At 67.7% G+C, this 13,836-nt stretch carries 13 protein-coding genes; 3 read left to right on the plus strand and 10 right to left on the minus strand.

Annotated features, from left to right (window positions below; translation table 11 throughout):
• The first annotated feature begins 4 nt into the window (after nt 1–4).
• Nucleotides 5–841, plus strand: coding sequence for an efflux RND transporter periplasmic adaptor subunit (locus ACFOHJ_RS08490; protein WP_378220058.1), 837 nt, complete (start codon nt 5–7; stop codon nt 839–841).
• Between the two features lie 17 nt (nt 842–858).
• Here ACFOHJ_RS08490 and panC read toward each other — a convergent pair whose 3' ends face one another.
• The 9 genes from panC to ACFOHJ_RS08535 form a co-directional block, all read right to left on the minus strand.
• Complete coding sequence (gene panC / locus ACFOHJ_RS08495) at nt 859–1,716, minus strand: pantoate--beta-alanine ligase (RefSeq protein WP_378220059.1); 858 nt, start codon at nt 1,714–1,716, stop codon at nt 859–861.
• The gene (gene panB, locus ACFOHJ_RS08500; protein ID WP_378220060.1) at nt 1,713–2,546 is read right to left on the minus strand and encodes a 3-methyl-2-oxobutanoate hydroxymethyltransferase; all 834 of its coding nucleotides are present in this window, start codon (nt 2,544–2,546) and stop codon (nt 1,713–1,715) included. Before panB ends, panC begins: the two co-directional genes overlap by 4 nt.
• Nucleotides 2,547–2,635: 89 nt before the next feature.
• Complete coding sequence (locus ACFOHJ_RS08505; RefSeq protein WP_378220061.1) at nt 2,636–4,027, minus strand: MmgE/PrpD family protein; 1,392 nt, start codon at nt 4,025–4,027, stop codon at nt 2,636–2,638.
• A gap of 87 nt (nt 4,028–4,114) precedes the next feature.
• A complete protein-coding gene (locus ACFOHJ_RS08510) occupies nt 4,115–5,611 on the minus strand; it encodes a tripartite tricarboxylate transporter permease (protein WP_378220062.1) in 1,497 nt (498 codons plus the stop codon).
• Between the two features lie 49 nt (nt 5,612–5,660).
• Nucleotides 5,661–6,164: a tripartite tricarboxylate transporter TctB family protein gene (locus tag ACFOHJ_RS08515; RefSeq protein ID WP_378220063.1), complete on the minus strand. Its 504-nt coding sequence runs from the start codon at nt 6,162–6,164 to the stop codon at nt 5,661–5,663.
• Nucleotides 6,165–6,189: 25 nt separating this feature from the next.
• Nucleotides 6,190–7,152, minus strand: coding sequence for a Bug family tripartite tricarboxylate transporter substrate binding protein (locus ACFOHJ_RS08520; protein WP_378220064.1), 963 nt, complete (start codon nt 7,150–7,152; stop codon nt 6,190–6,192).
• Nucleotides 7,153–7,238: 86 nt separating this feature from the next.
• On the minus strand, nt 7,239–8,039 hold the full coding sequence (locus tag ACFOHJ_RS08525; protein ID WP_378220065.1) for an SDR family NAD(P)-dependent oxidoreductase: 801 nt from the start codon (nt 8,037–8,039) through the stop codon (nt 7,239–7,241).
• 114 nt (nt 8,040–8,153) lie between these two features.
• Nucleotides 8,154–9,236, minus strand: coding sequence for an AbrB family transcriptional regulator (locus ACFOHJ_RS08530; protein ID WP_378220066.1), 1,083 nt, complete (start codon nt 9,234–9,236; stop codon nt 8,154–8,156).
• A gap of 50 nt (nt 9,237–9,286) precedes the next feature.
• Complete coding sequence (locus ACFOHJ_RS08535) at nt 9,287–10,666, minus strand: MmgE/PrpD family protein (RefSeq protein WP_378220067.1); 1,380 nt, start codon at nt 10,664–10,666, stop codon at nt 9,287–9,289.
• 149 nt (nt 10,667–10,815) lie between these two features.
• Between ACFOHJ_RS08535 and ACFOHJ_RS08540 the strand changes: the two genes are divergently transcribed.
• Nucleotides 10,816–12,207, plus strand: coding sequence for an MmgE/PrpD family protein (locus ACFOHJ_RS08540; RefSeq protein ID WP_378220068.1), 1,392 nt, complete (start codon nt 10,816–10,818; stop codon nt 12,205–12,207).
• Nucleotides 12,208–12,318: 111 nt separating this feature from the next.
• The gene (locus ACFOHJ_RS08545) at nt 12,319–12,987 is read left to right on the plus strand and encodes a GntR family transcriptional regulator (protein WP_378220069.1); all 669 of its coding nucleotides are present in this window, start codon (nt 12,319–12,321) and stop codon (nt 12,985–12,987) included.
• A gap of 20 nt (nt 12,988–13,007) precedes the next feature.
• On the opposite strand, the gene ACFOHJ_RS08550 is transcribed toward ACFOHJ_RS08545, so the two are convergent.
• Nucleotides 13,008–13,829, minus strand: a complete 822-nt coding sequence (locus ACFOHJ_RS08550) for a galactosyl transferase (RefSeq protein ID WP_378220226.1) — start codon at nt 13,827–13,829, stop codon at nt 13,008–13,010.
• Between the last annotated feature and the right edge of the window lie 7 nt (nt 13,830–13,836).

Here is a 13,836-nt window from a genome sequence, read left to right on the forward strand (position 1 = left end):
ACCCATGAAGCCCGTCGCCTCGCTCGCCACCATCCTCCTTCTTGCCCCGGCCGTCGCCGGCGCCGAGCCGATGACCTTCGATTGCGTCGCCGAGCCGGCGCAGCGGGTCCAGATCGGCACGCCCGTCACCGGGCTGCTCGCTTCCGTCGAGGTCGGGCGCGGCGCCCGCGTCCAGCCCGGCGACGTGGTGGCACGCCTGGAATCGACGGTGGAGGAAGCCAATGTGGCGCTGGCCAAGGCACAGGCCGACGCCGACGAGGCGGTGCGCGCGCAGCAGACGCGGCTGTCGCTCGCCGAGGCGGACCTTGCCCGGTCGAAGAAACTGGCGACCTCCGGCTCGGTCTCCGTCTCCAAGGTCCAGGAGCTGGAGGCGACCGTCGAAATCGCCCGGCGCGACCTCGACACCGAGCAGCGCAAGACGCTCTTGGCCAAGATCGAGCTTCAGCGGCAGCAGGCGCTGCTCGACCGGCAGAGCATCCGCAGCCCGATCAAGGGCTTCGTCGCCGACCAGAGCCTGCGCGCCGGCGAGTTCGTCCGCCAGGACAGCCCGATCATGACCATCGTGCAGATCGACCCGCTCTTCGTCGAAACCTACGTGCCCGTCGCGCTGTGGGGCAAGATCACCGTCGGCTCCCAGGGCTCGGTCGTGCTCGACCAGCCCGACAAGCAAAGCCGAAAGGCGCGGGTGACGGTGGTGGACAAGATGTTCGACGCCGCCAGCGGCACCTTCGGGGTGCGGCTGGAGCTCCCCAATCCGGACGACCTGATCCCGGCCGGCCAGCGTTGCCAGGTCGAGTTCGACGTCCCGGCGGAGCCACCCGCCACCGTGCCGCTCCAGTAAAGCCTCGGCCCGGCAGATCACTCCGCGGCAGGCTGGACGACCACATTGTCGATCAGGCGGGTCTGGCCAAGCCATGCCGCCGCAAGCAGGCGGGCGGGCCGGTCCGCCAGCTCGAGCGGGGCAAGATCGGCTGCCGAGCGCAGTTCGACATATTCGACCTCGCGGAAGCCGGCGGCGAGGATCGAGCGGTTAGCCGCCTGCAGCAGGGACGCGGCCGGCGCGCCCGCCGACAGGCTTCTGGCCGCCTCGTCCAGGATCGCGACCAGCTTCGGGGCGATCGCCCGCTCGCCGGCCGAGAGCCGGACGTTGCGAGAGGAGAGCGCCAGTCCGTCCGCCTCGCGAACCGTAGGGCAGCCGACAATCTCGATCGGCAGGTCGAGGTCGCTCGCCATGCGCCGCACGACGTGAAGCTGCTGTAAATCCTTCTCGCCGAAGAAGGCGATGTCGGCGCCGGTCTGGAGGAACAGCTTCGCGACGACAGTGGCGACGCCGTCGAAATGCCCGGGCCGCTTTGCCCCGCAAAGCCCCTCGCTGACGCCCGTGACCGAAACGGTTGTGGCGAAGCCCGGCGGATAGATTTCCGACCCGTCCGGCACATAAAGCAGATGCGCGCCGAGCGGGGCGAGCTTGTCCGCATCTTCCTCTTCCGTGCGCGGATAGGCGGCAAGGTCGGCCGCACTGTTGAACTGCTTCGGGTTGACGAACAGGGTGACGATGACGCGGTCCGCCCGCGCCAGCGCGGCGCGCACCAGGCTCAGGTGCCCTTCATGCAGGGCCCCCATCGTCGGCACCACCGCGATGCGCGCCTTGTCCTTCCGCCAACCGGCGACAACCGATCGGAGGTCCGCCAGCGTACGAACGATCGGCACGCTCATGGCGAAGGCGCCTTCGCCGGCCCGGTGTAGACGTGTTCCATGCCGGGAAAACTCCGCTCACGGACTTCCTTCGCGTAGGCCGCCATGGCGGCATCGGCGGCCACGCCAAGTTCGGCGTAGCGCTTGACGAATTTGGGCTGGAACTGCGTGAACATGCCGAGCATGTCGTCGACGACGAGGATCTGCCCGTCGCAGTCGGCGGAAGCGCCGATGCCGATCGTCGGCACCGCCAGCTTCGTGGTTATCGCGCGGGCGAGCGGTTCGGCCACCTTCTCGATGACGACCGAAAAGGCGCCGGCCTCGGCCACCGCCTGCGCGTCGGCCAGGATGCGGGCGGCGGAATCGCCAAGACCCTGGACCTTGTAGCCGCCGAAGACGTTGACCGCCTGCGGGGTGAGGCCGACATGCGCCATCACTGGAATGCCGCGGGCGGTGAGAAAACGGATGGTGTCGGCGATCGCCTCGCCGCCCTCCAGCTTGACCGCCCCGCAGCCGGTCTCCGCCATCAGGCGGGCGGCGCTGCGAAACGCCTGTGCCGGGCCTTCCTCGTAGGAGCCGAACGGCATGTCCACCACCATCAGGGCATGCTCGATGCCGCGCCGCACCGCTTTGCCGTGCATGACCATCATGTCGAGGGTCACGCCAAGCGTGGAGTCCAGCCCGTGCAGGACCATGCCGACGCTGTCGCCGACGAGCACCACGTCGCAATGACGGTCGGCGATGCGCGCGACCGGCGTCGTGTAGGCCGTCAGGCAGACCAGCGGGGCCTGCCCCTTGCGTGCCACGATATCCGGCGGCGTCAACGCCTTGGCGACAGATGTTGCGCTCATCTTCCTTCCCCTACGTCATCTCGTAAGGGTTGCACAATTTGACGCAATTGCGAAGAAAATTGTGCACTGCGGAAGAAAGATTGCCCGCGTCAGCCCCGGAACCGGGCCAGGCCGGCTAGATCAGGGGCCGAGAACAGCCCCGTCGCCCATTCCGCCAGGTCGTTCGCCCGGCTGTCGCTCCATCCGCCATAGGCGCAATTGGCACGGAACTTGGCGGTTATCTCATCAAGGCCGAGCCGCTCGCGGACACCGCCGCGCAGATGCGGCTGATGCGCCTCGAAGGTGCGCCCGTCGTCCAAGGTGACGATGACGGTGCCGGTATAATTGCGCGGGTATTCGTCCTTCGGGTCGATCTCGTAGGAGACGCGCCCGGCCAGGTCGAGGATCGCCGGATCGACGATGCGGGCGTCGGTGAACTGGCCAAGGCCGGCGGCCTGGTCGACAAGCCCGACGGCGACGCCGAACGGAACGCTGAACTTCGCCGAATACGGCGTCGACGGCTTGCGCTTCTCGGCCAGCGGTTCCCAGAGGCGATGGACGGTTCCCTCACCGACCCTGCACAGCACGGAGGCGATGCGGTCGACCGGCAGGCCCTCGCGCGCCAGGCGGATCGCGCAATCGATGAAGGGCTGGACCATGGTCCCGCAGGCATAGGGCTTGAAGGCGATGCGGCCGCAATGCCAGTCCTCGCCGAGGTCGGCGGTGATGCGGGCCAGCTCCGGCTGGATCGTGTTGACGCCGAAGGCGAAGAAGAAGCCGTGCTCGCCCTCGAACACCGTGCGCGGCCCAAGAAAGCCCTCGCGTCCCATCAGGGCCGCGCGGATACCGCTCTGGGCGGCCCAGCCGGGATGCAGGCGCTTGGTCCAGGTGCCTTCGGAAAGATATTCGATGATGCCGGAAGCCATGCTGCCGGCCACGCCGAGCGCATCGGTCATCTGCCGCGCGCTCATGCGCAGCGTGACGGCGACGGCGGCGGCCGCGCCGAGCGTGCCAGCGACGGCGGTCGGGTGGAAGCCGGCGCGGTGCTGGGCGGTCGGCGCCACGATCGCCATGCGGCACATCAGTTCGGCGCCGGCGACAATGCCGCGCAGCACGTCCTCGCCGGAAGCGCCGAAGCGCTCCGCCGCCGCCAGTGCGGCCGGAATGACCACCGCGCTGGTGTGCATCGGCGAGCCTTCAAAAGTGTCGTCGTAGTCTTCGCCATGCGCGGCGGTGCCGTTGACCAGCGCCGCGCCGGCCATGTCGAACCCCCTAGCTTGCCCGAAGGCGGTGCAGGCGCCGGCGCCGTCCCAGCTATCGACCACTGCCTTCGTGTAGTCCTCGTTGCGCGCCGATACGGCAAGGCCCGCATGGTCGATCAGCGCGCAGGTCGCGGTCTGCCGGACCTCGGACGGAATGGCGCCGACTTCAAGCGCGGCTGCCCATCCGGCGAAGCGCTCGGCAACCGAAGAGCCCGGGGCGGGTATGTCGTGATGTGCCATTGAATTTCCATCCAGTTGACCAAGAGGAGCGCGGCGTGGCGGGCCGGGCCCATCACGCCGCGAGGATTTCGCGCGGTTGCGCTGCCTTCAGGCGGCAGCGACCTTGCGGTAGCGCCGCACTTCCGTCACCAGCGCCAGCACGATGATCAGGCCGGAGCAGATCAGCAGGCCCAGGCTCACCGGGTTCTGGAAGAACACGATGTGGTCGCCGTTGGTGATCAGCAGCGAACGCCGGTAGTTGGACTCGATCATGTAGCCGAGCACGACGCCGAGGATCAGCGGTAGCGCCGGGAACTTCAGCACCCGCATCACATAGCCGAGCACGCCGGTGGCGAGCACGATGCCGAGGTCGAACAGGCTGTGGTTGATCGAATAGATGCCCGAAAGCACCAGCACGAAGATCGCGGCGGTGAGGTAGGGTTTTGGCCGGTTCACCAACCAGATGCAGGGCGCGAGGATGACGACGCCGAACGCAAACATCAGGATGTTGGCCAGGAACAGCCCGCCATAGAGGCCGTAGACCAGGTTGGGGTTGCTCGTCAGCAGCAGCGGGCCGGGCTGGATGCCGTGGATCAGGAACCCGCCGAGCAGGATCGCCATCGAGTTCGATCCGGGAATGCCGAAGCTAAGGGTCGGCACCAGCGCGCTCGCCGTCACGGCGTTGTTGGCCGCTTCCGGCGCGATGACCCCTTCTTCGGAGCCCTTGCCGAACTGTTCGGGCGTCTTCGACCAGCGCTTGGCCTCGTTATAGGCGAGGAACGCCGCCACCGTGCCGCCCGCGCCCGGTATCGGTCCTTCGGCGATGCCGAGCCCGGTGCCGATGGCCTGTGCGCGCCGCAACTGCCACAGCTTTTTCAGGCTGGGCAGCTTGAGCCTGGTGCCTTTGCCGACCGAACCGTCCATCGCCGGATCGTCGCGCTCCGTCACCTTGCTCATCAACTCCGCCACGGCGAACACGCCGAGCATGATGAAGATGAAGTGGATGCCTTCGAGCAGGTCGGGATTACCGAACGTGAAGCGCGCGACGCCGGAGAGCGGATCGGTGCCGATGGTTGCCAGCATCAGGCCGGCGACGCCGGCGATAAGCCCTTTTACCAGCGACCCTTCCGACAGCGAGGCGATGATGCTGAGGCCGAGGATGCCGAGCGCGAAATAGGCCGGCGGGGTGAACATCAAGGCCAGGCTGGCAAGCGGCTTCGTCAGCAGGACCAGGAAGATGAGGCCGACCAGGCCGCCGATGGTGCCGCCGACCAGCGACAGGCCGAGCGCCTCGCCGCCACGGCCCTGCTGGTGCATGGTGTAGCCGTCGATGACGGTCGCCGCCGCCGAATTGGTCCCGGGCGTGCGGATGAGGATGGCGGGAATCGAGCCGCCATATTCCGCACCGATATAGGTAGCGCCGAGCAGCACGATCGCCGACAGCGGCGTCATGTCGAAGGTGAACGGCAGCAGCAGCGCCATGGCGATGGACGGAGAGATTCCGGGCAGCGCGCCGCCGAGAATGCCCCACATGACGCCGCTGGCCGCCGCAACGAGCACCGGCAGCGACGTGAGGGCCGCCAACGCGTAATTCAGGCCTTCCATGGATGTGTCCGATCGTGATCCAGAGTTGTCATGTTGGCGACCGCCGGGCCTAGCCGAGAAGCGTGGGCCACAGGCCGGCGGGCAAGGGCACCTGCAGGACCCTGACGAAGATGATGTAGAAGGCAGCGCCGCCGAGGACGGCGAAGACCAGCGTGCGCCACGACGGCTTCAGTCCGCAATAGGTCGACACGACCAGCAGCAGCAAGGCCGCCGAAACGGCGTAGCCGAGGTGGGGGAGCAGCGCGAGATACGCTGCCCCGATCGCGATCAGGCCGAACGCGCGGGCATGGCTTCTCCAACCGTGCGGGTTGTCGCCCCCGTCCGCTTCCACCGGCTTGGCCGCCACGCCTGCGCGCTTTTCCTTGCGCATATAGGCAAGGGTCTGGGCCGCGAGCGCGACGGAAAGCACGGCCAGCGATATGGCGAGCAGCTTGGGCAGCCCGTCGGCACCGACCTGCCCGCCAAGCCGGCTCTTCGGCAGTGCGTCCGCCCCGAACCAGTAGGCGACAGCGAGGGCAAACAGGACCCCCGATGAAACAAGCGTCGCTCTCATATCCGTTCTCCCGAGGAGGCCCCGATTACTCGACGATGTTGTATTCCTTGAAGAATACCTTCATCTCGTCGGCGAATTCCTTGGTCAGGGCGCTGGCGTCCTCATGGTTGAGATAGGCCTTCTGGACGCCTTCAGCCTCGTACCAGGCCTTGAATTCCGGATCCTCGAGCAGCTTGGAGATGCCCTCTTCCCAGGCGGCGATGACATTATCGGGAAGGCCCTTGGGACCGGCGATGCCGCGGAACTTGCGCACGACCAGGTCGATCCCCTGCTCCTTGGCGGTCTTGACGTCGGGGAACTGGGAAAGCCGCTCGTCGGTGTAGGTGGTGATGAGCCGCAGCGCGCCGGCATCCAACTGGCCGCGCAGTTCGGCGATCTCGCCGATGCCGGCCTGGGCCGTGCCGTTGAGCACGCTCAACATGACGTCGCCGCCGCCGTCATGGGTCAGGATGTTCATTTCGGTGCCGGTAACGGTCTTGAGCTTCTCCATCACCTGCCGGTCGAGCGAGCTCGGCGTGCTGACGGCGACGACCAGCGCGTTGGGCCGCGCCTTGGCGTCGTTCACCAGGTCGGTCAGCGACTGGTAGGGGCTGTCCTTGGCGACGAACACGACCTGCGGGTCGTAGAACATGTTCACGACCGAATCGAGATCCTCGTAGGTCGCCTCCGGCTTGCTGAGCAGCGAGGTGATGACGTAGCTCGGCGTCGTGCCATAGAAGGCGCTGCCGTCCTTCGGGCCGTTGGCCAGCGTCGCCATCGCCTTGGCGCCGCCGCCGCCGCGCACGTTCTCCACCACGAAGGTGGTGCCCATGATCGGCGACAGGTGCTTGGCAAGCTGGCGCAGGAACACGTCGGTGCCGCCGCCGGGGCTCGAATGGGTGATCAGCTTGACCGTCGATACCGGATAGTCCTCGGCGGCGGCCGGCGCCACCATGAGACCGATCGCCGGAATGGCCGCAAGAACGGCACCCAACCATTTATGCTTCATGTTCGTCTCCCATTGTCTCGATTTGTAAACTGAAAACTGACTTTTGTTGACAATTCTGAACGGTTCAACGGCATAAATCAAGCCGCCTATGCGAGATAAAGGCCGCCATTGACGTGAAAAGTCTGCCCGGTCACGAACCCGCCCGCCGGTCCGCAAAGCGTCATGATCACTTCCGCCACGTCGGCGGGCTTTCCCTCCTGTCCGACCAGCGGGCCTGCGCCCCCCGGCAGCGAAACCCCGTGCCCCGAAGTCTTGGACCGCTTGCCGCCGATGCGGCCCGGAGCGACGCAATTGGCGGTGATGCCCGACGGGGCGAATTCGACCGCGAGCGCCCGGGTAAACCCTTCCAGGCCGGCCTTCGCCGCCGCGACATGGGCGCGCCCGATCGCCCCGGTATGAGCGCTGACGCCGCCGATATTGATGATGCGCCCGTAATTGCGCCGGGCCATGTGCGGGATGGCGGCGCGGCTGCACAGGAACGCGCCTTCGAGGATGACGGACATGATCTCGCGCCAGTCGGCGAGACTCATCTCGGTGAGCGCCGCCTCGCGCCGGATGGCCGCGTTGTTCACCAGAATGTCGAGCCGCCCGAAACGGCCGGTCACGGCCTCGACCATCGCGGCAACGGCCTGCTCGTCGGTCACGTCGGCCAGATGCACCATCGCGGGAACGCCGAGCGCTTCGACCTCGCGCGCCGTCGCCTCGGCTTCGTCGCGCGACGAGCGGGCGTTGATGACGACGGCGGCCCCTGCCCTTGCAAAAGCCAGCGCGGTTGCCCGGCCGATGCGCCGCACACTGCCGGTCACCAGCGCCACCTGACCGTCCAGCGGACGGTCCCGGCCACCCTGCCCCGCGCCATTTCCGGCCGGCATTCCGTTATCCGTCATCCGCTCCCCTTTGGCCCTGCCGAAAATGGCGGGCCGCCATTCATCATCATAGCCGCTCATTAATGTATACAGAAGTGTGCAATAAGTGCAACCTCCTTCAATACGTTATCCGCGCTATGAAGAAGGCGCGCGCCCGGCCATGCGGTCGAGCATGGCCGCGACGCCGTCGAACAGACCGATGCGCTTGAACAGGCGAAAGATCTGCTGGCTGAACGCGTTGACGATAAACGAGCGCACGACGTGGAAGGCCGTCACCAGCCCGACGTTCAGATGCAGGATCTGCGCCGTCAGCGCCATTTCGGCCAGCCCGCCCGGAGACGCCGCCAGCGCCATGCTCGACAGGTCGAGACCGGTCGCCAGGTACAGAAGCACGGCATAGAGGAACAGCATCGACGTCATCAGCACGATGAACAGCACGGCCATGACGCTGACGCGCGGCAGCTTGACGAGGTTTTCGCGGTTGAAGCGGGCGCCGATGGCGATGCCGATCATGAACTGGCCAAGGGCGTAGAGCGCATACGGCACCCGCCCGTCGACAAGGCCACTGGCGGCGATGGCGCCGGCGCCGATCAGGCCCCCGATCATCCACGGATTGTTGACGCCGGTGAAGCGTATCAGGAAGACCGCCGCGCCGGTGCAGGCGAAGACGAACAGCAGTTCCGGCAGCGGCAGCAGCGAGCGCCCGGTGGCCTGCGGGATGCCGCCGTCGATGCCGAAATGCAGGAGCAGCGAAGGCAGGATACAGACCAGCAGCGCCACCCGGATGGTTTGCGTCATCGCCACAGGTTCACGCTGCGCGCCCTCCTTTTCGCCGGTGCGCGCCATTTCGGCGAGGCCTCCCGGCGTCAGCGAGAAGAAGGCGGTGGGGATATCGACGCGGCTGGCGCGGCTGAACGGCACGCACAGCAGCCCCGTCGCCAGGATCGACACCAGCGCGGTGAGCAGCATGACCGGGAACCAGATCACGATCATCTCGAATGCCGCCACCGTCAGGCTGAGCCCGATCGAGGTGCCGATCATCAACTGCCCCAGTTGCCGGCCGCGCCGGGGCGCGATGACCTGGACGCCGCGAATGGAACCGATGGCCGTCGGCACCATCGGCCCGAGCACCCAGGCGAGCGGCACCCCGCCCTTCGACGCCAGGAAGCCGCACAGCGCGGAGGCCAGAAGAACCACGGCGGCAGGAAAGTGTCTCATGGCTTTCTGTCCTGTCGAATTCAACGTCACGGGCAACCCTTCGGGGTCGATCAGGCCGCGATCCGCGCCAGTTCGGCGACGTCCTGCATCTGGTCGAGGCGGCCGATCGCATCGCCCAACCGGGCGGCCGCCTCGGCCCCGATAACGGGAACCGCGTTGGCTGTAAACTTGGCGTGCAGGGCGGCATCGCTCATCGGGTTGTCGGCGGTCCCCGACGCATGCTCGACCCGGTGCGTGAACCGCTCGCTGCCCGCCAGCCACACGGTGGCGCTCGCCTGGTCGCGGGCGAGCTCTTCTTGCGCCGTAACCTCGATCAGCGACGCCAGCGCCGGCACGTCCTGCCGCGCGGTGCCGGCATCGGAGAACTGGTCGACGCCCGCCGCGCGGTCGAGGAACGAAACGGCAGCCGTATAGGTCAGGCTGAACTTCGACTTCAGGCCGGAACGGGGATTGGCGACGCCGGTAATCGAGATGGCCCCCGGGTTGACCTGGAGCTCGATGCGGCGGACCGACGCCCCTTCGCCCGCCTGGTTGCCGAGCGCGATCATGGCGTCGATGGCCGGATGCAGCACGACGCCGCAGGCATAGGGCTTGTGGCCGTTGCGGACGATCTCCCAGCGGTTGCCGAGTTGGTCGAGGAGTGCGGCCTCGTCGGTCTCGGCGCTGTAGATCCGGCAAAAACCCCGCCTACCCTCGAGAATCTCGTCGGAGCCGTCATAGCCGTTCTCGGCAAGCAAGGCCGCGAGCAGGCCGTTCGAAGCGGCCTTGCCGGCGTGGAAGGACTTCGCCATCGTGCCCCGGTTCTGCTGCATGCCGGCCGCCTGCGTGGCGGCGAGCGCGATCGCATTGGTCGTGCGCGCGGCGTCGAGCCCGAGCACGCTGGCGACGGCCACCGCCGCCGCGATGGTGCCCAGCGTTCCCGTCAGGTGCCAGCCGCCGGGATGGTGGAGCGGAGCCGCGCGCCCGACGCGCACGCCGGCCTCGAAGCCCAGCGCATAGGCGATCATCAACTGCCGGCCGGTGATTTTTCGGGTTTGCGCGACCGCCAACAGGGCCGGCAGGATCGGCGAACTGGCATGGAGAATGACCCCTCCCATATGGGTGTCGTCGAAGTCGAGGATATGCCCCATCTGGCCGTTGGCCATCGAGGCTTCCAGCAGGCCCATGCGCAGCGTGTGGCCGAGCACGGGAGCGGCCTCGCTGGAGTTCAGCGCGGCCAGCGTGCGAATCAGCGTGTGCGCCGTCGCATGGCGGCTGCCGGCCAGCGCGCAGCCGATCCAGTCGAGGACGCCGCGCCGCGCGGCCTTGCGCGCCTCCTCGCAAAGGTCGTCATAGCCGGCATCGGCGACAAACGCCGCGAATTGCCGGGTCAGCCCGAGGCCGAGCGGAGCCGCCCCATAGTCTACCGTCGCACGGCCTTGATCCGTCATGCCTGATGCCTCATCACCTTGTGCCTGTATCCCCGGGAGCGCCGCCGCTGCCCATCGGCGCCGATTGACTTACGGGCCAGGCACCCATTATTGCATACAAATGAATACCGAATGCAACACTCGATGTCCGCAATCGCGAGGAGCCGGCGATGCCGCATTCTGACGGATCTGGTATTTCGCCTCAGGCGCAGCGGCTGGCCGCCTATGTATCGGCGGCGCTCGATACGCCGCTGCCGCCCGAGGTCGCGCTGAAGACCCGGTGCCACATACTCGATACATTCGCGGCGATCGTTTCCGGCTCGCGGCTGAAGGTCGGCCGGCTGGCCACGGCTTTCGCCGAGGCGCAGGGCGGCAAGCCGGAGGCGACCCTCATCGGCACGGCGCAGCGCGTCCCGGCTGTCGTGGCAGCCCTCGCCAACGGCATGTCCGCGCATGCCGACGAGACCGACGATTCGCACCTGCGCGGCCGATTCCATCCGGGTTGCGGCATCCTGCCCGCCGCTTTCGCCGCCGGCGAGGCCTGCGGCTCCAGCGGCGAAGACCTCATCCGCGCGGTGGCGCTGGGCTACGATGTCGGCGCGCGCGCGGTGATGTCGCTCGGCTTCGCCCGGCCCGACACCGCCCTGCACAGCAGCCATAGCCTCGGCCCGCTTTTCGGCGCGACGGCCGCGGCGGCCGCGCTCTATCGCCTCGGTCCGGCACAGGTCCGCCACGCCTTTTCCTATGCGGCGCAGCAGGCATCGGGCATCCCCTTCTGGCAGCGCGATTCAGAGCATGTCGAGAAGGCCTTCGACTTCGGCGGCATGGGCGCGCGCAACGGCATGACCGCCGTGGCGCTCGTCGCCGCCGGCTTCACCGCCGTCGACGACCCGTTTTCCGGGCGCCACAGCCTGTTCACGGCCTTCGCCGAGAACCCGGACCCGGAGGTGCTTGTCGCCGACCTCGGCACGCGCTTCGAAATCATCGATGCGTCGATCAAGAAATGGTGCGTCGGCTCGCCGATCCAGTCGGTCCTCGATGCGGTCACCGCCCTCATCGCCGCGCACGATATCCGTCCGCAGGAGATCGCCGGCGTCACCATCACGGTGCCCGACGACCGCATCCATATCATCGACAACCGGACGATGCCGGCCGTCTGCGCCCAGCACCTGGCCGCGCTGGCGCTGAGCGACGGCACCGTCACCTTCGAGAGCACCCACGACGAAAGCCGCATGAGCGACCCGGCGGTGCTCGCCATGCGCAGCAAGATCCGCCTGCTGCCAAGCGCGGAGTTGACGGCGGCGCGCCCGGCAAGACAGGCGATCGTCGAAATCGAGCGGATCGGCAAGGAGACCGTGCGCCACCACGCCAAAGCGGTGCGGGGAACGCCGGACAATCCGATGGCGGTGCCGGAGATCGTGGCAAAGGTCGAGGACCTGATCTCGCCGGTGATGGGCAAGGCCCGCACCGAGGCGCTGATTGCCGCTGTCCTTGCGCTCGACACGCTCGGGACGGTGCGTGACCTCGGCCCCCTGTTATCTTTGCAGGACAGCGGCCAGTGATGGAAAATCCGCCCGATTTGTCCGGCATGACAGTGCCGCCCATTCACGCTATGGGTGGTTCACAGGTGACGGCAGGCGGCGGATTGTTTCCATGACGGATCGGGCTGGACGATGAGCAAAGGTCCCGTGGACCCCAAGCTGCGCGGGGAAACCGCCTATGCGCGGCTCAAGGAAGAGATCGCGACCGGCAAGATGATGCCCGGCAGCCGCGTGCGCGAGGTCGAGATCGCCGACCGCCTCGGGGTCAGCCGCACCCCGGTGCGCGAGGCCCTGCGCCGCCTCGAAGCCGACGGGCTGGTCACGCATGCCCCGCATATGGGAGCGGTCGTGGCGACGCTCGACCACAGCGCGGTGATCGAACTCTACGCCATGCGCGAAATCCTCGAAGGCACGGCCGCCCGCTTCGCCGCGCGTCATGCGTCGGAGGTGGAAATCCAGGACCTCGCCTATCTGGTGGAGACGGAATTGGACCGCGCGGAGGACCCGGCCGCGCTGGCGCAGATCAACCGCGCCTTCCACTCCGCGCTCTACCATGCCGGCCACAACCAGTTCCTGCTCAAGGCGCTGGGCGCGCTTTCCGATGCCATGATCCTGCTCGGCGGCACGACGCTGGCGGTGGACAGCCGCTCGACGACCGCCCATGAGGAGCACATGGCCATGGTCAAGGCCATCGCCGCGCGCGACCCGGACGCGGCGGAAGAGGCGGCGCGGGAGCATATCCGCAACGCGCAGCGCGTAAGGCTGAAGCTGCTGCGGGCGGCCATGGTCGACAACCACTGACCGCCCGGCGGGGGAAGAAGCTATCTTCGCCCGGCTATGGGCGCGCCGAAGAATTCCCGCCTGGCATCGTCGCCGACCAGCCGCAGCCGCGCCAGATGGCGCAGCAGGCGCCGCGGCCGCGCCAGCGCCTCGCGGCTGAGGAAGTATTTCTTGACCAGGCTCGGCGCCTTGCTGTGCGAGCCGCCATGCGCGACGCGGTAGACGGCACCGCGAAACGGCAGCGCGACAAGCGGCGTGCCGCGCCCGGCCAGGATGTCGGCGATGCGCACATGGCTGCCCAGCATCGTCTTTATCCAGTCGAGCGAGGCATCCTCGAACCGGTCGGGCAGGCCATAGAGGTCGGCGCGCACGATCAGCGACGTGCCGCACAGGTGGTTGAACTCGTCGTAGCCGAGCAGCAGCCGCCCGCCGTCGTCCCAGATATAGCCACGCTCGATGGTCCAGCCGTTGGCCTGCGGATTTTCCGCCACATGGCCGGCGATGCGGGCGCTGACGAAATCGTCGTCGTCGACGATCATGAAGAAGCGGCTGTCGCGGGCGGCGAGCATGCCGGCCAGCACGCGGCGGCCCTTGTCGGCGCGAAAGGCGTCGTAGACGGCCTCCAGGTCCGCCTCGCCCATCTCGTGAAGGTCGTTGGGTGGGAAGGTGACGCGCACGACGTCGAAGCCGCGCGGCAGGGGCGGCAGGTCGGCGCCCTCGTTGGCGACCACGAGCGCGCGCCAGCCCGGATGCGCCTGGCTGGCGATGGAGGCTGCGGTCTGCGAAAGATTCGCCCTGAGCAGGCCCCAGTCGCGGGCGTTGTCCTGATGGCGGACTGGAATGATGAAGGTCAGCATCGTCAGCTCCGCG

The sequence above is a fragment of the Aquamicrobium soli genome, from assembly GCF_042646345.1.
GTDB lineage: Bacteria > Pseudomonadota > Alphaproteobacteria > Rhizobiales > Rhizobiaceae > Mesorhizobium > Mesorhizobium soli_A.